Below are 18,873 nucleotides of genomic sequence, written 5' to 3'. Positions count from 1 at the left end.
ACAATTATTCTTGCAGTAGTTTCAAAATTTTTGAGGAGTGATCATGTTATGAATTATTCACCAAAACAAGGCACACGTAGCCATGGTTTACCACACGATCCTTTTAAAAGCAGTACCGTTCCTAGACCAATTGGATGGATTTCAACAATATCAAAGGATGGTAAAGATAATTTAGCACCTTATAGCCAATACCAAAATTTAACATGGGATCCGCCTATGGTAATGTTTGCAGCTAATCAATCTGTTTTAGGAGAACACGAGCGTAAAGATACAGTTAAAAATGCAGAAGAAACAGGATGGTTTGTTTGGAACATGGCAACTTATGATTTAAGAGAAGCAGTAAACTTATCTGCTAAGGCATTGCCACCAGAAGAAGATGAATTTGAATTTGCAGATGTAGAAAAAGAGAAATGCATTGAAGCGCCTGGTCACAGAGTCAAAGCATCTCCTGTACATTTTGAGTGTGAATATGTCCAAACAGTGCGTATCCCTACTGGCGATCCAGTATCAACTGTAGATATGGTAATAGGCCGTGTAGCACAAGTTCATATTGATGACGAAGTTATTCTAGATAATGGGAAACTTGATATACAATCTATTAGACCTATTGCACGCTTAGGTTATTATGACTATACAGTTGTCGATCAAATTTTTGAAATGAAAGCACCATCTGCATCAAAAGAAGAGTTAGCTGGTTTAGAAGGAAGAAATTTTGATAACAAATCATAATTATTTCTTTATAAATTCCATTAATTACTAATAAAAATGCCTACTTAATTTTATAAGTTAAGTAGGCTAAATTTATATTAATTTCGAATCTAATATTTATTAATTAATAGTACCTTGAATTAATTATTAGCGTTAAAACATTAGACTTGAGCTTGCTCTAATACTCCGTCTTCCATATGATAAACCTTATCACAATATGACGTAAGTCTTTCATCATGTGTAACTACTATACAGGTTTTGTTTTTTCTTAATGTCTGTTCCTTTAAAATCTTCATAACTTCCATAGCATTCTGGGTGTCTAAAGAGGCCGTCGGTTCATCTGCTAAAATGATTGAAGGTTGCGTATATAAAGCTTTGGCAATTGCCACACGCTGCTTTTGTCCTCCAGATATCTCACTTGGAAGCTTATTTTCAATTGATTCCAGATTAAGCTGTGACATGAGTTGATTATACTCATCTTCACTTAGCACATTTTTCTTTTGTTTCTTTAGTAATTTAAATTGTTGTTTTACAGTTAAAAAAGGCACGAGATTAGTGGCTTGCAGTATGAATCCAATTTCTTGCATTCTTGTGTGTGCTAGTGCTTTCTGAGACATACCGGACACTTCGCTCCCATTAATTATAATATCACCCGAACTTGGCGTTTGGAGCGCCCCCGCCATAGTTAAAAACGTGCTTTTTCCAGAACCAGAAGGGCCAATAATAGCAATGAGTTCTTTTTGATTAAATTTGAGTGAGGTAGGTTTTACGGCTTCTATTTTTTGATTTCCGTCTTGGAAATATTTAGTAACATTTTTAAATTCTAACATTTAATTACACTCCTTATTTACCCTATCGCTTTAAGTGGATCCACTTTTCTTATCGTTAATATAGAGAACAGACTACCTAATAGTGAAACAACAATCAGTACAATACCGTATATCGTTAGAGTTGCTATGCTAAATTTAATAGGCACTGCACTTGGTAAAAATAACCCTGTTATTAATGTCAGTATTAATCCAACAATTGTACCTATTAAAGCAATAATAAACGTTTGTGATATTACTACCTTTGCTAAATAACCATTTGTAAAACCTTGAGCTTTTAATACACCAAATAAATTTGTCTTTTGCAGTGTAATCACGTATAAAAATATACCTATAACTGTTGCTGAAATAACAAATAGAAATGAAATCATAAAATTGAGGGTTAAGTTTTGTGCTTTATAGCCAGGTAAATTCTCAACAAAATTTTCAATTTCAATAGCTTCTAAATTGCTATCTAAATTCTTTTTATTCCATTCTTTATCTTTAACAACTACAGCGTTCGTCATGCCTTCTTTTAAGGATGGATTAATTTTTTCTATTGTACTATTACTCGAGAAAATCACAGGAGAAGCGTTATATTTTGCACTCTCACTAAATCCTACTATTTTTAGTTTTTCATCAGACTGTGATAATGACAATTTATCACCAACTTTGAAGCCTTTTTCTTTAAGCGTTTCATCAGCAATAACTTCATTATCAGAATTAAATTTCTTTCCTTCAATCATTTTGGGTACTAAAAAAGAATCATCTTTAACGCCAAATAGCAATGCATTCTCTTCGCTATCACCGTTAGAAACAATAACACCCGTCTGCTTTAAACTTGTTTGTTGCTTATATGTGTTTTCTACTTTATCTAAATTAAAAGCTGATTGCTCAACCGTTTGATTTGCATCTTTATTTAACACAATTGCATCGGCGCCCCATTTATCAATACCCTCTCTGTTCATATTCATTAATCCACTGGCTAAACCAGATAATAAGAACAGTAAATAACTTATCATTATCAGAACGCCAACGATTAAACTAAATTTCAATTTATTACGTTTAATTTCATTCCATGCTAAAAACATAAATACCCTCCTTATATTTAGTACAATAATATGATTAATTGATTTTCTGTTTATGTATATAAAATTTCTTAACATCTAGTTTAACAATTACTTCCTATATTTCATAGTAATTGTGAGAAAAGGAAGAATCTAAAATACTAAGCCATAAATTATATTATTTATCAATATATTAAAATGACATTTTACACCGTTGTACCTCTTACTTATTATGATTGAAACAGTATTTACAAGTTGATTAAAAAATCAACTAAACTAATACTTTTTGATAATTACATATAATCTTTCTGACTCCTACTCCTTTTTATGCCCTAAGTGTCAATATCAATCAAAAAATTGTATTTGTATTTACACATAGGAATTAAATATTGTGTTTCAAGAAATTTAGAACAATTCTTTTTATTTTCTATTAAAATTAGTTTGTAATTAAATATAAATGAGGAGGATTTTATGAAATTGAAAAACAAAATTATTTTACCACTAACATCACTTACAACCACTTCTATTTTATTTGTAGCACTAAGTACCGTTTCCCAAGCTTCAGCAGACGAAAGAGAAATTAATCAACCGACTAATGATCAAGGTCTAGATAGTTTTCAAAAAGTTAACATAAAGACACAAAATCAAAATAGTAAGCCTGAAAACCTGAGCAATCCATCTAATTCTGAACAACAATCTCCTGACTCCGACTCTAAAAATGTGAACTTATCATCTAATTCAAATACACAGAATCCAAGCAATGACTCAAAGAACGAAGATAATCCATCTAAATCAGAACAACAATCTCCTAATACCGACTCAAAAAATGTAAAACAATCATCTAATTTAAATATACAAGACTCTACGGATGAAGATAATGCTTCTAATTTAGAACAAAGAGCTACTAACAAAGACGCTGAAATGACGAATGAATTATCTAATACGGATGTATATCAAAACAACAATGCTTCTAAAAATGAAAATCAATCTTCTAATTTAAAAGAACAAGATTCAAATGTTGAGTCTCAAAAACTAAATAATGCTTCTGAGGAGGAACAATCAAACTCAAACGAGGCTAATGATAAACAAACTGACGCTTCTAAGGATGCGCAACAAGATGCTAACAATACGTCTGAAAAACAAAACGAGGCTTCTAAGGATGAGCAATCTGATTCGAACGAAGCGGACGATAAACAAAGCGATGCTTCTGAAGATGCTCAATCTGATTCGAACGAAGCGGACGATAAACAAACTGATGCTTCTAAAGATGCTCAATCTGATTCGAACGAGGCGGTTGATAAACAAAGCGATGCTTCTGAAGATGCTCAATCTGATTCGAACGAGGCTGACGATAAACAAACTGATGCTTCTAAAGATGCTCAATCTGATTCGAACGAGGCTGACGATAAGCAAAATGACGCTTCTAAGGATGCTCAATCTGATTCAAATGAGGCGGACGATAAACAAAATGACGCTTCTAAGGATGAGCAACAAGACGCTAAAAATACGTCTGAAAATAAAAATGAAGTTGCTAAAGAAGATAATTATACACCTACAATTCCAAAAGGTAATCAAGGCGTAGTTAAGAAAAATAAATATCCTATAATTCTAGCTCACGGTTTTTCTGGATATCCAGATGAATCTAAACCCGCAGTCTTACCTCCATATTGGGGGGGGGAATAAAGTTGATTTAGACAAAGAATTAAGTAAACAAGGATACGATGTTAGAGAAGGCGGAATGAGTCCGTTTGGAAGTAATTATGATCGCGCACTTGAGTTGTATTATTATATTAAAGGCGGAACTGTAGACTATGGCGCTTATCATTCTAAAAAATATGGCCATGCTAGATACGGTAAAACTTATAAAGGCATTTATCCTGAGTGGGCTCCTGGTAAGAAAGTTCATTTAGTTGGTCATAGTTTTGGCGGCCAAACGATCCAAGTATTAGAGGATATGCTAAGAAATGGCGTTCCTGAAGAAATTGAATACCAGAAAAAACATGGTGGAGATATACCTGAAATATTTGCAGGGGGTAATGATAATATGGTTTCCTCTGTTACAACCATCGCCACACCTCATAACGGTACATTTATATCGGACAAGTTAGGTAATAAACCAATTGCTAGAAAATTGTTCTACAAAATTCTAAAATACACTAGCAATAAATACACTAAAGCCGACTATGGTCTCGAACCTTGGGGAATAAAACAAAGAGATGATGAATCATTTATTCAATATTTAAAACGAGTTAAAGACAACAAAGTTTGGAAAACTGAAGATACAAGTTTTACAGACGGCTCAATTGAAGGATCGAAAAAAATTAATGATCGATTAACTTTAAGTAAAGACGTTGCTTATACATCTATTACTGCTGAAGATACCCATAAAACTTTTAATAATCGCCAACGTGGTAACTTCAAGATGTTTGCTCCATTTAAGTTATTAGCTAACTTAGTGGGCAGACAAAATCCTGAAAGTTGGAGAGGAGGAGATGGCCCTGTGCCATTAAAATCAGGTCTGTATCCTTTTAATAAACCTCACAAAGATACAACGTTTGATAGTAAACCAGAATTAGGATTATGGGGAGTTATGCCTACACTAAAAAATTGGGACCATATGGATCTAGTAGGTTGGGATTTAACTGATACTAGAATTAAGCCTAAAATGGTGTTAGGTCTCTACGAACAGTTAGCAAACTATTTAGCTGAAGTTGAAAAAGTACAAGAATCTTCAAAATAACTTTTACTTATATTGATTAAAACAGAATTAAAGCTCACTAGTTAAATAAGCTTTAATTGTATAGGTACTAAAACCAATGCATTGTAAGTAAAATTAAAACACTTTCGTTGAATTCATAATATTAAATGAATTTATACGAAAGTGTTTTTTATAAATAGAATTGCTTATTCAATAAATATTAAGAAAGATTATATACATCATAAACATTCAAAGAAACAGCATAACTATAAGTACGTCCTGTAATAAAGCCAATTTCGAATAATTTATTAAATGCGAAATGGACTGTTAATAACTAACAGCCCACTTTTACAAACGCAACATTAAACAAAAGTTCGAATCTGCTAAATTGTATTTTTCAAAGTATTATACATTTCTGCTGTGTTTTCATCTAATTCTTCTTTGGACATTTTCAAGCGTTCTTTAGCAGAACCATAACCAATTTCAATTTTTTCTTGAATGAGTCCTTCAAATATTTCATTGATAAAATCAACCGGATTTGCACCAGAAGTATGGATTCCTTTTCCACCTAAATCAGTATTAACTGCAGGAGGTATGACTTCAAAAACACTTGTATTTGTCTCAGATAATTGATGCCTCAAATTAATAGTAAATGAATGTACTGCAGCTTTTGTTGCTGAGTAAATCGGTGCTATTGCCATGGGTGCAAAAGCTAAACCTGAAGAAACGTTAATTATATTTGAATTAGTTATTTTATCAGCAAAATACTGACTAAACAAAATTGAAAGTTGTACGGTTGCTTCAAAATTAGATTTTATTTCTATATTTAAGTTCTCCCAATCTACTGCAGCATCTTTTTTCAAAATATTGAATCGGTTTTGGATCCCGGCATTATTTACCAGTACATTTATGTCAGGATGATTTTCAATTACCCAATGATATAAATTCAGACGTTCTTCTGAACTAGATATATCACATACCTTTGTGATAACATCTGGAAATTCCGCTTCAATACTTTGCAGTTTGTCAGTATTACGTCCACAAATAATAATTTTATTATTGTTTGCGTAAAACTTTTTGGCGAACTGAAGTCCTATTCCAGAGGCGCCCCAGTTATTAATATTGTATTATTTGTTATATCCATTTTTGACCCCCTATAAGTCTACTCAGTGTAATTGCTTTTATCACCTCCGTCTAGTAATAAAACTTATTTTAAATTTCGCAAAAAATATATTTATTAAATAATACAAGCTAATATATATGTCGAATCATATGATTTTTGATATGATTACTTAATAGTCTTAAGGAGGATTAATTGTATGTTCATCGCACAAGCTGATTTCACAGCTAATATAGAGGATAGAGCCGTTTTAGACAACAAGGCATTACATGCCAAAGATGATTTCCATGGATATGACGGTTTAATAGATGTTGAAATTTGGAAAAACGAAAAGCACTCTACCATTTCATATTCAATAGTATCTAAATGGTTAGAGAAAAAACATTTTCAAGCATGGCTGTCCCGTCCATCACATATTGAAGAACATAAGCAAATGCGCAAAGCAGAAAAAGAAAATACTTCTTCAATACATATTGAAAAACAAATTAAGCAATTCGAACTATTAGATATATAAAATATAATAAAAGACGCTTCGATGATGTGCACCCCAAAAGTTGGACTAAAAATCTAACTTTTGGGGTGCATTTTTATTATGGGTAAACATTATAAATATGAATTTAAATTATTTAGTGTTTCAGGTGATGAATTATATAACTCTGTAATTGATAAAAATGGTCAACAAGTAAGTGAATCAACTCCTGCTGCTGATAATAATACAGCCTTTAGATCTTCAGGGGTTAATAAGGCGGCTGTAGCTTATGCTTGTATGTTCGCTAGTAAAATGGCTTGTGTTGGTGCCGCTGCTGGAGTTGCTGGCGCTGGAATGGTAATGGGACCTTGGGGTGCTGCTATAACTGGAAGTACAGCCGCAACAGCATGTGAAACTTTATTTACTACATTAGTTGAAAAATATGGTTCAAAATCAAAAGCTTGTAGTGCAGAAGCTGCTGCAGGCTAATAATCTATTGTCTTATTAGTAAAGCAAATCTTAGGTAAGATTCTACCTAATATTTGTTTTTATATTGTTCAATTTTTATTCTAATTCAACCGTTCCATCATCATATACCTTAAATGAGTATAAGCCTGCACCACTTTTATTATTTGCAGGAATCAACCAATAACCGTCTTTGTATTGAGGTTCTTGGAATTTGATTTTACTTGAATCATTTTCTGGTTTGGAATCAATTTCAGCTAACAAATAGTCAAAAACATTTTCACGATTTACAACTTTTTCATTATCTGATGTATTACTAGATTCTTTCTGTGTATTTTGTTCTTGTGTGTTAACTTCATTATTACTACCTTCATTTTCACGATTTGAATCATCGGTCTCGTTGTTTTCTTTTTTATCTACTTCATTATTTTCATCAGCCTGTTTCTGTAATTCTTTCTTTTCTAACTCTACTTCTTGATACTTGCTATATCCGAAGACTCCTACTGCTGCTAAAATACCTAAAATAGCAATTATTGTGATTGTGCTTAATAATTTTTTCATAATCTATTCATCCTTAAATTTAATAATTGCCACCTTGACCATTAGAACGTGCTTCAACTTGACCTCTTAAATATTCTTTATAAGCTGGATCTTTAGATAATTCATCTACTGCATCAGCATCTTCGCTTGACATTCCTTCTTTATATGCTTCTAAAAATTCATCATCAGACATGTTTTTAGCATCATCAGCTGTATATTTAGGTGCGCTTTCTTCTGTATTTTCTCCATTTGTAGCTCCACCACCAGATTGGGCCATAACACCTTTTTCAAACTCTTCCTCTTCTTCAGGAGAATCAAATTCACCAGTATAGTCTATGCCATTCTTAGTTTTTTTAATTTCTTCACCATCTTCTGTTGTTCGAACTTCATCAGTATTGAGTTCTTCATTTGTGTTTGTTGATTTTTGAATTTCATTTTGGTTTGAAGTTTTATTCTTACTATCTTTTTGTTTGTTTTTAGCTAATTTAGATTCCTCTTTTTTAAGTTCTAAATCTTTATAACTGTCATATGCAAATACAACTGCAACTCCCAATACTGCAACTAATAAAATAACACCTAAACTTGCGAAAACTTTCTTCACATCGCTATCCCCATTCTATATTTATTCTAAAATAATTGAAAAAGAACACATTTTTAAATCAATGTGCTTTTGAAAATAGTTACTTCTGTATTATGCTTTAATTTCTACAGGTTCACCAAAGTGATTTTCTATAATTCTTGTTATTTCTTTACCTAGTGGCCCTTTAATAGTGAATGTTCTTTTAAAATAAGACCCTAAAATTCCAAGACCAGCTGCTGCAAGTAGAATACTACCTCCAGACATAGCAGTTAATCCAATCAAGGAACCCAACGCAACCTTCCCTATTTGTTTAAAAGGCTTCTTATCAAATATAACTGTTAGACCTATGATATTAGGTTTTTTTATCTCTCCAATAATAATTAAATAATTACTTTTATGACTCTTAAAATGATAAGTTGTTATCTGTGCATTATCTTTAAATACTTTTAATAGTTCACGCTCATGGCTACCTGATTTCTCAAGGATTTCATCTTCTTTTAGAACTTCGTTTTCCTTACTGAATGTATATTTTTTATTTAAAGAAAGTGTTTTTAGTTCATTTTCAAAATCATTTAAAGATTTCGTTTCATAATATGCAAATTCCATTTATTTCACTCCCTGTTATTTTTCCCATTTGTTCGTTTCGGTATTATAAGTGAATCCTCTCTCTTGTAATAAAGATTTAGCCGCAATATAAGTATCATAATCCCCATCATCTTTCTTCTGTATCTCATATATTTCCATTAAATCTTGGTTTGAACTATCACTTAAAGCATCTCTCATCAAACCTCTATCGCCTGTTGTTTCCCAAATCGCACCGATGGCAGCGCCAACAGTTGCAACTGAATAATATGCTGCTGCACCGACACCTTTCCCAATGCCTTTGCCTACCTTTTTTATTATGTTACTCATGATTACCATTCCTTTCGTTATTATTAATGTTATTTGTAAAACATTGTCTGCTTTATTTACTCTTGAACCTGCTGTTTTAAATATGTTGATTGTAATAAAAGTAGTTCATCAATCACTTGCTCCCTCAAGTCAGCGGGTGAAATGATACGTATATTGGATCGATACATAAAACAGAGTTGAATCGCTTCGAGCCTTGTCATTTTGAAAGTGACGATAAGATAATGTACATCATATTTTTCTATTACATGAATTTGATGATATCGATGCATTTTTAACCAGACATCTTTAGAAATTTCAAAAGTAATATAGGTTAGTACCTTTGGTTTTTCTTGTATGTCTATAGATTTTTCAGACAAACTCAAATTCATTTGATTTATATCATCGATATAAATTTCATTGTCCATTCGATATACTAAGTGAAAAGCATACATTTGATAGTACATCGATAAGGGTAATAATAGTTTTTGATGGTATTGAAGATATTTATTTTCATTCATTGCTTGAACAACTAATGATGATGTCGAAAGACCTGTTTGATTTTTATCAATTTCAAACCAATCAAGATATTTTAATAATGCAGTTCGATTACCTGAATGATGTTTGACAATTAATAATTTAAGATATTGATAAAAGTAATGGCTTAATTTTGGTGTAGTTAAGTATAAAGCAGTCAAAATATCATACATAAAATACATATTTTCACTTTTATTTTGTTCGAGCTTATAACTTTCTGATTTATAATCGTACGTAATTTCTTTAGGTGCACTTATCCATGATTTACTTTCATATAAGAAGTTTCTGATATCATCGATATCTCTTTGTATCGTCCTAGGACTCGTATCGAGTTCTAATGTGAGTGATTGTTTGTTAACGAATTTATTTTGTAGTAATCGATTGTATATTGTAAGTATTCGAAATGCACGATCCAATATGTCACCTCCTTTAAGTTATATATTACAAAATAGGTTTGTCACAATAAGTCAATCCTATGCATATTTAATAAAAGTTGTGAAAAATATTTTTGATATGGAAGCATTGATATGAATGGTTTTTTTAAATATTGGAAATTAATAAATTAAGGGTAGTGACAAAATACGGCTAAACCTCTAACTTTAAATCATTTTGTCTAATGGAATAAGTATGACTAGTAGAGAAAATAATATGGTCATAAAATAAAATGCCCACCATTTCACTGATGAGCATTAACCGTTCAGTTACATTGATATCTTCAGGAGAAGGCGTTACATCTCCACTTGGATGATTATGACCTAGCATAATACTATTGGCGTTACTGAGTATCGCTGTTTTGAATATTTCTCTAGGGTGAATCACTGTTTGGTTAATAGAACCAATCGATAGTGTTTGAATATGTGTAGGTTCATTTTTACTGTTCATACATATAAGAATAAGATGTTCTCGGTCACTATTGCCAATGAATGATCGCATGATTTCTGCCGCATCCTCAGGGTTTGAAATACGATTTTTTAGATAATTTAATGTATTTGTTTTTATCATTTGTAGTGAAACGATATTGATTTCTTTCATAATTTACCTCCATCCTCCATATATAGGTTACGCTTTCAAAGTCCATTTCTGTCTTGCTTTTGGATTAAGGGGATGCATGATTTCATTTGTCGCTGGATTTACGAGTTGTTTCACCTTTTTCTTATGTGACTTCAACATTTCTAATACTTCATTAACACGTGCTTCGACGACGGTTTTTTTAGCGTAAGCGCCCCAAGCTAATACCACTTCATCTGATTCTTTCACTGCCTTCATAATTTGAATATCTGTATGCTTATCATAGGCATTTTCTAAATGTTTGAGATTGATAGGTGTCGTAATATTAGAATATAGATTCACAAAATTGATTGAACCAAATTCTTCCATTTCTGAAACTTTGTTCATAATGAGCTGAGTTGTTAGGTCGATGTTTAGAATGCCATCATAATGCGGATACATCGTGATTATCGTAATCGTTTGTTTTTCACTATCCCATGTTTTCTTAAGTAGATAGCGATGTTGTTGCTCATCACTGAATATGGCCTCTGTTTCTAATGTGCTTTTGATTGTTTCCATATAGTTTTCACTCCTCTAGTATTCTTCCAGTAGTAACATGACGTAATAAGAAAGGCCTACATCATCTTCTCGGATGATGTAGACCTTATTCATATTTATAGCTTTTGAATAATTAGCTTTATGAATTTTGACATACTCAGGACGTTCTTGTATGTGTTTGACATATAATTGATCATTGTGCATGTTGAACTGGAAGATATGAAAGTAATCTATTGCTTCTAATTTCTCGGACTGTTCGTTTTCACGTTGCGCTACAAGTTGCAATAATTGTTTTTGTAAGGAGATAGGTAAATTTTGGGCAATACCACGAGTAATATATCTATTCATAGGCATTTTCCTTTCGTTCTGATTCTTTCATCCAAGTAATGATTTCACTTAGGATAGTGATTGCTAATTGTGTTAGTTTGATATATTTATGCATATTATTGTCCTCCTGTTAGTAAGTATCGTTGATCCAAAAGGGGCATGATGGTGTTGTGTAGATATAAGAAATCCATATCATGATTTTCGTCGATATAGCCGAAGGCTATGAGTTGTTTATGATAGTAGAGAATGAAAGGATAGAGATTTCTTTCGTGAAGTGTGTCAGAGTAGTAGGTATAGGTTTGAAGTATTTTATTACTAAGTGGACCAAGCCTTACATATTGGTCAGGTAGGATATTATCAGCGATTTCCTCGATAGATTCACATTCCCATTTTTCATTCTCTGGCAGATTGAATAAGTTGGTTATATAGTGCTTGAGTTGTTGTTCTAATGTCATCATTATGACCTCCTAATGTGTTTGATTGATGTATGCATGTGTTACATCATTTTGATAATATATATTTGATTTTTATTTCATTTCTCGCACTTTTGTCACTAAGAACTAAGTGGTAAAAGTGGTAATTTGGTCGATGAAATAATTCTTTCGACCGTCTATTTCGAATTGGAATTTGGGCATAAAAAAAGACCCCCAATCTTTTTTCAAAGATTGAGGGATAAGACTTTCGTCAATTTTATACCTTACGAGTTTCACTTGTTTATCTGTCGTAATTTCAATTGAATCAATTAACATTTTCATAAGTTGATTTTTAGCTTCTGGTGTAGCCTTTCTTAAGTACACACTAAATCGTGTTATCATCAAAATGAGTCGCCCTTTTAACTTGTCAAAATTAGGTATTTCAGCTTGTGATTTATTTGCTCGTTGCGCCTCTTTAATTTGCTGGTCTAATACTTCTAACTGTTGATTCATTTCACTTTGTTTAGCTTTTAACATTTCGCTATCCATTTCATCATCTAAGAACAATTCCAATAATCGTTCTTGTTGTGTTTTAACTTTTGCTTTTTGTTTTTCTAGACTATCAATATCATATTTTATTTCTGTTTGTTTACTATGCTTTTGTTTCAGTTCTTCTATCACATTTGACGCAATCTGCTTAATAACATCAGGTTGTGAAAGAATACGATTCAAATGGACATTGATTACGCGTTCGACGACTTCAGCATTAATCGCATTACTATGACAGGCAGAACTTCCTGAGCGGTTGAATAATGAACAAATGTAATAGCGTTTGATTGTCCGTTCTTTCGACTTTTTCGTTTTATAATAAGTCCGTCGACATACCATATTATTGCCGCACTCTGGACATTTAATGAGCCCACGAAGGTAGAAATCTCCACCAATAGGTCTGCCCGGTTTAAAACTTTTAGCAGCTAATTTTTCATGAACTTGGTCAAATACCTCTTCACTTATAATGGCTTCATGTTTACCTTTGACCAATATCACATCATTTTTATCACTTTTGCCACTTCTTCGCTGTACAGCCCAGTTTTGATGGTTATTGAATCTGACATAGCCTTTATAGACTGGATTATTCAAAATGTATTTAACACCATACACTGAAAATGGCTTTTGATTAATAGTACGATACCCCTTTTGATTAAGTACGGTTGTAATGGCTTTGAGGCCTTTATTATGATTCAAATATAAATCGAAAATTTCACGTACAATATTAGCTTCATTTTCATCGATAACCAAATCATTTTTCTGTGTATATGGATTGATCTTCAACTTGAATCCAAGCAATCTGCCGGTGATTGCCTCTCCACTGCGCGCTTTAGCATTCATCGACATCTTGACATTACTGATCAGTGTTGAACGTTCTATTGATCCTATCAACCCAAACATTGTAACGAGTACTTCTCCAGAAGCATTGGATGTATCAATATTCTCAGAAATCGATTTATAACCTACGCCATGCTCTTTGAATTCATGAATAATATTAAACACGTCTCTCATTGAGCGAGAAATACGATTCAATTTCCAACTTAATACCATTTCGATTTTATTATCCTTAACATCTTGTAATAGACGTTTCATTGCCGGACGACCTTCAATATTTTTACCTGAAATACCTGAATCAGTGTATATTTCATAGTCATAACCCGGGAAATTTGTCACAACTTCTTTGATGAGTACTTGTTCTTGTTCATGGATTGAATAACCACGTTCAGATTGCTCAGATGTACTTACACGTGAATACAGTGCAATTTTCTTACTCATAATGTACCACTCCTTTTATTAGAATATTGCTACAGACTATCGGTCTTGTAACATCATATGGATAATATATATTTATAACTTCGTTTCATTTTTATCACTTTTGTCACTTAATAATGTGAGTACTACAGGCAAGTGCCTGTAGTACGTAATTAGCCTTACTTACCTTTATTGATACGTTCTTCTATGATAGGTACAAGCACTTCTACAAATGCTTCAATTTGTTCATTATTCATCGTCAAAGTCCTCCCAATCTAAGTCCAAATCATCTTCGTATAAGAACTCATCGTCTGTTACATTTTCGCTCTTATCGAATGAAATGATATTAGTTTTGTCTAAATTAGTTTGATTCCCTTTTTTATCGGGGTCTCTCCACCCTAAATCGACCCAATACTTATAACCATTATTTAGTCTACTTTGTACATTAAAGTTAGTTTGAACCAAATCATTAATAACTTTAGAGCTTACATTAATTTTTGCTCTGATGATACTATTGAGTTCAGGTGCATATATACGAGACCCTGGCTTACTAATTATTAATTTTTTTAGTAAATCAATACATGCTTTCTGACTTGCAATACTGACTGACCCGCTAGAAACAAATTCATATCCAAAATTTAACCAATCGTGAGAAATTTCAGTAACACGATTATTTTCGAGACTCTCGACACCTTCCATTACAATTTGTTGATACACATGCATTAGATAGAGGAATATCTCTTTTTTCTCATTCTGTAGCTTTTCATCTAAACCCTCATCTATTTTTGTTACGTAATAATCACATGGGATAATTGCAATACGTCGTTCTAATGCTTTCGCATGAGCAGCTGGAAAATTAAGTTTCGCATTTGTACTAAAAATGAGCTTCAGATCCAAAGTAACTTCGACTTGAGTTTTTCCTTTACGATCAACATGCATGGGTTCTACAGATAATAACTTTTTAAAGTCATTAACAATTTTTTCTTGAATGCCTGATTCTCCAATTTCATCACTTGCCATCAACTTTTTACCTACCAAACTTTCTTTGTCAAAGCGCCCTTGAAGTTCATTAAGTGGTTTAGACACAATATCTTTACTATAGAAAAATGACCTTACTAAACTTATAAATACAGACTTACCATTCTTTGCTGTTCCATATAAAATGAGACCGCGACGAAGTTTAGTATTTGCTGTCAGTAACACTGCCGTGTGCTGGAAAAGAAAGTTCTGTAAATCATTGTCGAAGTTCGCAAGCTGTAACGTATATTGGTTGAAATGCGGAGGTACTTTATCTGTTATGACATCGCTTTTGTCTATCATCAAATTTAATCGTGTCTTAGGGAAGATTTTTATATCGTTTTCAACTACTTTAAATGTCTTTAGACTAAACATGTTTCTCCCACAACCAATATAATCTTTATCCTCATTGAGTTCTTCTATATCTGGGGATTTTTGCAGACCTTCAACCACATTTTTTAGTGCACTTTGTGTAGGTGTATAACCGATTAATAGTACTTGTATCATTTTTGATACAAGTCCCTGTAATTCGTCTTCACTTAGCTTTTGCCAACCGTTAACTTTGAATATATACAGCTCTGAATTAAAGCGTTTGATATGAAAAACTTTTATCATCATGTCTATTAGTATTGTGTCGCTTGGTTTCTTCTTAATACCGAAATAACTATAGATGTTAGGTCGATAATCCGTATCTTTAGGTATATTGAGTTGTAACTGATCGATAAGTTCGTTATACACTGTTTCACCTAGTACAGATTCTTCTATTTCATCATCATTGCCAACACTAATGGTTAGGATAGCAATCAGACCTTCACGGTCGATTGCCTCCTTAGCCACACTTAATAGCTTAGATAACATTTGTAATATATGGTTCATTATAATATGCCTCCAGTTTCATTTAATGGTGCTACATCATGTACATAATAATTACCATTATATTGACCAATATGGATTAAATGCTTTCGGTCAATGTAAGGTTCGTACGTTTCATGACTCACGCTATAGTTGCTATGACGTTTAAGCCAATCTTTGATTGATACCTGATTAGCTCTTGCTTGTGTTGAAATATTACGATTCGCATATACAATCTGATTGTTCACTTCAATTTCATAGGTGAATTGGTGCTTTATTTCACCTGAGAAATCTGTTTGGATCACAGAATGTAACGTAGCTACATATATATTATTTTCTTTGATTGGTGTACTACTTGGGATGTGTAAGCTTTGTCCTCTATCATTATTCATGGTCTACGCCTCCTATTTCTTCCACTGTCACATGTGCAAATTCACCATTGAACAACTGGTTAGCCGTATCTTTCATTAACTGACCCACATTTTGTGCAATTTCTTCATCTTCACATTCAATCATAATCGCATCGTGTATCGGTACTATAATCTTGAACGTTTTTTGTTCGCACTGTGCTTTGTACACTTCCAACAAAATGTGCTTGAAAACATAACTCGCTACAGTTTGTACGTAGATTGCCATGATACTGCTACCTTGAAATGCGCTCATATCATGCTCAATACCATAAGGCATAGGCATGGAATTACTCTTTTCGAGGTGCTTCTTAAGTTCATTGACTTTTGTAAATTGGCTGACCGCATCCAACCATTGTACTTCACTTACATATTGATTCAACTTGAATTTAGGATTTTTGAAGTTACCTCCAAATAGAAACGAACCAATAAATGCACGTTTAACAAATACTCGTAGCTCATCTGATAAGCCTAATTCACTTAGCAATGCGTCATACAGTCCGTCTTTCTGATTTAAAAAGTCAATCAGTTTTGAATCTTGAGTCATGTACGCAACAACCGAAGGTTCAAATGAGTTGAAATCGATTGTATACACCTTCTTAAATTTTGAAGGTGAAATCGTATGTTGAACTGCTTTAGGTAAGCCTTGAAGATTAAAATTTTTAGTTGTGATTCGATGTGTCCGTGTACCAATCAACGATAACTGCGTATATAATCGATTCGTACCAATTAATGCCTGTTCTAATCTACCAAATATCTTTTCGAGCTTATCAGAATGTTCATCGTTCTTGGCCCTTTCAAGCAACGTTGCTTTGATATCGGGTAATTTATCGATATTAAGCGTAATAGGTTCTGATTCAATCTCTTCCTTTAATGATTCCAATCCTTGATGTACTTCCACGTATTGGTCTAACTTAGCTTTTTCATCAGCTAAAAGTGCATTATATTGTTGATCTAGCTGCTGACTGAATTGTTGTTGTAGTTGCTGAACATCATATTGGTTAGATGATTTGTCCATTAACCACTGCTGTGTTTTGTTACTTTGAGTCAACGACATCAGTTTGTCTCTTGTCTCCATGTAAATCTTCTCCTTTATGGTTAAAAGTGGCGCGCTCACTTTCAACTTAAAATTTGTTCAAAACGTTTTGACAAGACAATCTTAATACTAAATAGAGGTCATTGATGAAGTGGCAAAAAAATTCAAAAAAATTCCCACCAAGTAAATAAGCTCAATCCCTTTATATGAGGGATTGAGCTTATAAATTATTAATCAATTTTCTACTTAACTTCAATTAGAGCTTTTCCGGTTATTCCTTCTTTTTAACAGTTGATTCTTAAATTGCTTCATTAACATTGCCATTGGGATGTTATTTTCGTGCGTCTTAGTCACTTCAATTTCATTATTATATGCATTATAAAATGATTTATATTCATTAATATAGCCATTTTTCATATCATTATAATGTTCAGTCTTATTAATGTATCGGTCTATCAATGTTACAACTTGCTGCATATCATCCATAAAATATTGGAACATTTCATTGCCTATGTGTGAATGATTTTTCTTATCTAATACTGCTGCAGAATGAAAGTCTAATCGTTTACGTAACTCTAGTAAATGCTTTCTAATTTGTTCATCTTCATTAAAAAACTCAATATTGTCATTAATGATCTTTATCTTACTATCGAAGTCATATTTTTTAGATTGCTTATTTAAGTTTTCCTTTTTGTTAAGCTCTTTATCTATCATTTTCGATACATCTCTGAGGAAATAATGCTCCATATCTCTAAATGTTTGTGTTCTGTGATGAGGTTTAGCATTTCTCATTCCCCATCCATCCGCAGCTCGTTGAATTTTATTTAGTATGTTAACTAATAACCAATCTAATTGTTCATCTCTATCATATATGAATGCTTTCTCTTCATATATTTCTTCTGTTATTACATTATCTATTAATTGATTTACAAAATAATTATATCGAAAATCATATTGACTTGACTTTTCACTCGTTTGATTATGTTCATCAATTCGTTCATTATATTTACTTTCTGAAAATGTTGAGTAAACAACTTCATGTATAGCCAGTGCAATTTTATCACTTAATTCCACTTGTTTATCTATTGGTAATTGACTCATTAATTCAGAAGCTAATTGTAACTTATCGTTTATTTTACTCCCTGAATCAAACACCTTTTTTACATCTTGGTATGCTTTTTGTGCATGTATATGTAACTTTAATGGTTTAAATTCAATTTTATCTATGTCATTCTTAATGTTTTTAATAAAATTTGCATATTGGGTAATATCAATATTTTCTATCGCATCTTTTCTCAGCCTTACATCTTCATCCGTAATTGCTTTTGGTATGTTATCATCTGTCATATTATTTAATAAGACACATAATATATCAAAAGCAATACCATTGAAACTATAAGCAGCTCTTTCACTTTCACCAGAATTTTTTTGAAATTTCTTCATATCAACCTTATATATATCAACTAATTTATCAATTCTTTTCTGCAATTGAACTTTGTTTTTAAGACCTAAAGCTTTCTCCAGATCCTTTTTTGTATATGTTTTTTGAATTCTTTCTCTAAAATTACTGTCATTCACCATATATCATCTCACTTTAC

At 32.3% G+C, this 18,873-nt stretch carries 21 protein-coding genes and 1 pseudogene; 5 read left to right on the top strand and 17 right to left on the bottom strand.

Annotated features, from left to right (window positions below; all coding sequences use genetic code 11):
• Positions 1-48 precede the first annotated feature (48 nt).
• The gene (locus ACY191_RS01875; protein ID WP_463269879.1) at positions 49-729 is read left to right on the top strand and encodes a flavin reductase family protein; all 681 of its coding nucleotides are present in this window, start codon (positions 49-51) and stop codon (positions 727-729) included.
• Positions 730-869: 140 nt separating this feature from the next.
• On the opposite strand, the gene ACY191_RS01870 is transcribed toward ACY191_RS01875, so the two are convergent.
• Complete coding sequence (locus ACY191_RS01870) at positions 870-1,538, bottom strand: ABC transporter ATP-binding protein (RefSeq protein ID WP_029378648.1); 669 nt, start codon at positions 1,536-1,538, stop codon at positions 870-872.
• 17 nt (positions 1,539-1,555) lie between these two features.
• The gene (locus tag ACY191_RS01865; protein ID WP_463269878.1) at positions 1,556-2,605 is read right to left on the bottom strand and encodes an ABC transporter permease; all 1,050 of its coding nucleotides are present in this window, start codon (positions 2,603-2,605) and stop codon (positions 1,556-1,558) included.
• A gap of 447 nt (positions 2,606-3,052) precedes the next feature.
• Between ACY191_RS01865 and ACY191_RS01860 the strand changes: the two genes are divergently transcribed.
• Both ACY191_RS01860 and ACY191_RS01855 read left to right on the top strand, forming a co-directional pair.
• The gene (locus ACY191_RS01860) at positions 3,053-4,264 is read left to right on the top strand and encodes a hypothetical protein (RefSeq protein ID WP_463269877.1); all 1,212 of its coding nucleotides are present in this window, start codon (positions 3,053-3,055) and stop codon (positions 4,262-4,264) included.
• Complete coding sequence (locus ACY191_RS01855; RefSeq protein WP_463269876.1) at positions 4,218-5,321, top strand: lipase-like domain-containing protein; 1,104 nt, start codon at positions 4,218-4,220, stop codon at positions 5,319-5,321. The genes ACY191_RS01860 and ACY191_RS01855 overlap by 47 nt, the downstream gene beginning before the upstream one ends.
• Before the next feature lie 341 nt (positions 5,322-5,662).
• Here ACY191_RS01855 and ACY191_RS01850 read toward each other — a convergent pair.
• Positions 5,663-6,423, bottom strand: a pseudogene (locus ACY191_RS01850) (SDR family oxidoreductase).
• A 175-nt stretch (positions 6,424-6,598) separates the two neighbouring features.
• On the opposite strand from ACY191_RS01850, the gene ACY191_RS01845 reads away from it, so the two are divergent.
• Together ACY191_RS01845 and ACY191_RS01840 are read left to right on the top strand one after the other, a co-directional pair.
• Positions 6,599-6,913, top strand: coding sequence for an antibiotic biosynthesis monooxygenase family protein (locus tag ACY191_RS01845; RefSeq protein WP_336832753.1), 315 nt, complete (start codon positions 6,599-6,601; stop codon positions 6,911-6,913).
• A 78-nt stretch (positions 6,914-6,991) separates the two neighbouring features.
• Positions 6,992-7,357, top strand: a complete 366-nt coding sequence (locus tag ACY191_RS01840) for a hypothetical protein (RefSeq protein ID WP_463269875.1) — start codon at positions 6,992-6,994, stop codon at positions 7,355-7,357.
• A 75-nt stretch (positions 7,358-7,432) separates the two neighbouring features.
• On the opposite strand, the gene ACY191_RS01835 is transcribed toward ACY191_RS01840, so the two are convergent.
• The 14 genes from ACY191_RS01835 to ACY191_RS01770 all read right to left on the bottom strand — a co-directional run bounded on the left by ACY191_RS01835 (position 7,433) and on the right by ACY191_RS01770 (position 18,853).
• Positions 7,433-7,894 carry a hypothetical protein gene (locus ACY191_RS01835; RefSeq protein WP_463269874.1) on the bottom strand — a complete coding sequence of 154 codons (462 nt, stop codon included), beginning with the start codon at positions 7,892-7,894 and terminating at the stop codon, positions 7,433-7,435.
• A gap of 19 nt (positions 7,895-7,913) precedes the next feature.
• Complete coding sequence (locus ACY191_RS01830; RefSeq protein ID WP_463269873.1) at positions 7,914-8,474, bottom strand: hypothetical protein; 561 nt, start codon at positions 8,472-8,474, stop codon at positions 7,914-7,916.
• Between the two features lie 90 nt (positions 8,475-8,564).
• Positions 8,565-9,059 carry a hypothetical protein gene (locus tag ACY191_RS01825; protein ID WP_463269872.1) on the bottom strand — a complete coding sequence of 165 codons (495 nt, stop codon included), beginning with the start codon at positions 9,057-9,059 and terminating at the stop codon, positions 8,565-8,567.
• Positions 9,060-9,074: 15 nt separating this feature from the next.
• Positions 9,075-9,365: a hypothetical protein gene (locus tag ACY191_RS01820; RefSeq protein WP_463269871.1), complete on the bottom strand. Its 291-nt coding sequence runs from the start codon at positions 9,363-9,365 to the stop codon at positions 9,075-9,077.
• Between the two features lie 56 nt (positions 9,366-9,421).
• Entirely contained in the window at positions 9,422-10,294 is an 873-nt protein-coding gene (locus tag ACY191_RS01815; protein ID WP_463269870.1) for a WYL domain-containing transcriptional factor, read from the bottom strand.
• Between the two features lie 169 nt (positions 10,295-10,463).
• A complete protein-coding gene (locus tag ACY191_RS01810) occupies positions 10,464-10,910 on the bottom strand; it encodes a JAB domain-containing protein (protein ID WP_463269869.1) in 447 nt (148 codons plus the stop codon).
• A gap of 27 nt (positions 10,911-10,937) precedes the next feature.
• Positions 10,938-11,444 (bottom strand): DUF1643 domain-containing protein, encoded by a 507-nt coding sequence (locus ACY191_RS01805; RefSeq protein ID WP_463269868.1) that lies wholly within the window; start codon positions 11,442-11,444, stop codon positions 10,938-10,940.
• A gap of 15 nt (positions 11,445-11,459) precedes the next feature.
• Entirely contained in the window at positions 11,460-11,771 is a 312-nt protein-coding gene (locus ACY191_RS01800; RefSeq protein WP_463269867.1) for a DUF960 family protein, read from the bottom strand.
• Between the two features lie 95 nt (positions 11,772-11,866).
• Complete coding sequence (locus tag ACY191_RS01795) at positions 11,867-12,205, bottom strand: SAUGI family uracil-DNA glycosylase inhibitor (RefSeq protein ID WP_463269866.1); 339 nt, start codon at positions 12,203-12,205, stop codon at positions 11,867-11,869.
• 105 nt (positions 12,206-12,310) lie between these two features.
• Positions 12,311-13,987, bottom strand: coding sequence for a cassette chromosome recombinase CcrC (ccrC, locus tag ACY191_RS01790; protein WP_463269865.1), 1,677 nt, complete (start codon positions 13,985-13,987; stop codon positions 12,311-12,313).
• A 225-nt stretch (positions 13,988-14,212) separates the two neighbouring features.
• Entirely contained in the window at positions 14,213-15,856 is a 1,644-nt protein-coding gene (locus ACY191_RS01785; protein ID WP_463269864.1) for a DUF5906 domain-containing protein, read from the bottom strand.
• Positions 15,856-16,224 carry a hypothetical protein gene (locus ACY191_RS01780; protein WP_463269863.1) on the bottom strand — a complete coding sequence of 123 codons (369 nt, stop codon included), beginning with the start codon at positions 16,222-16,224 and terminating at the stop codon, positions 15,856-15,858. The genes ACY191_RS01785 and ACY191_RS01780 overlap by 1 nt, the downstream gene beginning before the upstream one ends.
• Complete coding sequence (locus tag ACY191_RS01775; protein WP_463269862.1) at positions 16,217-17,317, bottom strand: hypothetical protein; 1,101 nt, start codon at positions 17,315-17,317, stop codon at positions 16,217-16,219. Before ACY191_RS01775 ends, ACY191_RS01780 begins: the two co-directional genes overlap by 8 nt.
• Before the next feature lie 210 nt (positions 17,318-17,527).
• The gene (locus tag ACY191_RS01770) at positions 17,528-18,853 is read right to left on the bottom strand and encodes a DUF6038 family protein (RefSeq protein ID WP_463269861.1); all 1,326 of its coding nucleotides are present in this window, start codon (positions 18,851-18,853) and stop codon (positions 17,528-17,530) included.
• Positions 18,854-18,873 lie beyond the last annotated feature (20 nt).

The organism is Staphylococcus sp. TCBT05 (genome assembly GCF_055179755.1).
Note: the sequence above shows the minus strand (reverse complement) of the source record. Positions and strands in the feature narration are given on the sequence as shown.

Excerpts from the sequence above, each read along its gene's own strand:
- ACY191_RS01875 (WP_463269879.1), top strand. The coding sequence starts at position 49 with ATGAATTATTCACCAAAACAAGGCACACGTAGCCATGGTTTACCACAC.
- ACY191_RS01870 (WP_029378648.1), bottom strand. The coding sequence starts at position 1,538 with ATGTTAGAATTTAAAAATGTTACTAAATATTTCCAAGACGGAAATCAA.
- ACY191_RS01865 (WP_463269878.1), bottom strand. The coding sequence starts at position 2,605 with ATGTTTTTAGCATGGAATGAAATTAAACGTAATAAATTGAAATTTAGT.
- ACY191_RS01860 (WP_463269877.1), top strand. The coding sequence starts at position 3,053 with ATGAAATTGAAAAACAAAATTATTTTACCACTAACATCACTTACAACC.
- ACY191_RS01855 (WP_463269876.1), top strand. The coding sequence starts at position 4,218 with ATGAATCTAAACCCGCAGTCTTACCTCCATATTGGGGGGGGGAATAAA.
- ACY191_RS01845 (WP_336832753.1), top strand. The coding sequence starts at position 6,599 with ATGTTCATCGCACAAGCTGATTTCACAGCTAATATAGAGGATAGAGCC.
- ACY191_RS01840 (WP_463269875.1), top strand. The coding sequence starts at position 6,992 with ATGGGTAAACATTATAAATATGAATTTAAATTATTTAGTGTTTCAGGT.
- ACY191_RS01835 (WP_463269874.1), bottom strand. The coding sequence starts at position 7,894 with ATGAAAAAATTATTAAGCACAATCACAATAATTGCTATTTTAGGTATT.
- ACY191_RS01825 (WP_463269872.1), bottom strand. The coding sequence starts at position 9,059 with ATGGAATTTGCATATTATGAAACGAAATCTTTAAATGATTTTGAAAAT.
- ACY191_RS01820 (WP_463269871.1), bottom strand. The coding sequence starts at position 9,365 with ATGAGTAACATAATAAAAAAGGTAGGCAAAGGCATTGGGAAAGGTGTC.
- ACY191_RS01810 (WP_463269869.1), bottom strand. The coding sequence starts at position 10,910 with ATGAAAGAAATCAATATCGTTTCACTACAAATGATAAAAACAAATACA.
- ACY191_RS01805 (WP_463269868.1), bottom strand. The coding sequence starts at position 11,444 with ATGGAAACAATCAAAAGCACATTAGAAACAGAGGCCATATTCAGTGAT.
- ACY191_RS01800 (WP_463269867.1), bottom strand. The coding sequence starts at position 11,771 with ATGAATAGATATATTACTCGTGGTATTGCCCAAAATTTACCTATCTCC.
- ACY191_RS01795 (WP_463269866.1), bottom strand. The coding sequence starts at position 12,205 with ATGACATTAGAACAACAACTCAAGCACTATATAACCAACTTATTCAAT.
- ccrC (WP_463269865.1), bottom strand. The coding sequence starts at position 13,987 with ATGAGTAAGAAAATTGCACTGTATTCACGTGTAAGTACATCTGAGCAA.
- ACY191_RS01785 (WP_463269864.1), bottom strand. The coding sequence starts at position 15,856 with ATGAACCATATATTACAAATGTTATCTAAGCTATTAAGTGTGGCTAAG.
- ACY191_RS01780 (WP_463269863.1), bottom strand. The coding sequence starts at position 16,224 with ATGAATAATGATAGAGGACAAAGCTTACACATCCCAAGTAGTACACCA.
- ACY191_RS01775 (WP_463269862.1), bottom strand. The coding sequence starts at position 17,317 with ATGGAGACAAGAGACAAACTGATGTCGTTGACTCAAAGTAACAAAACA.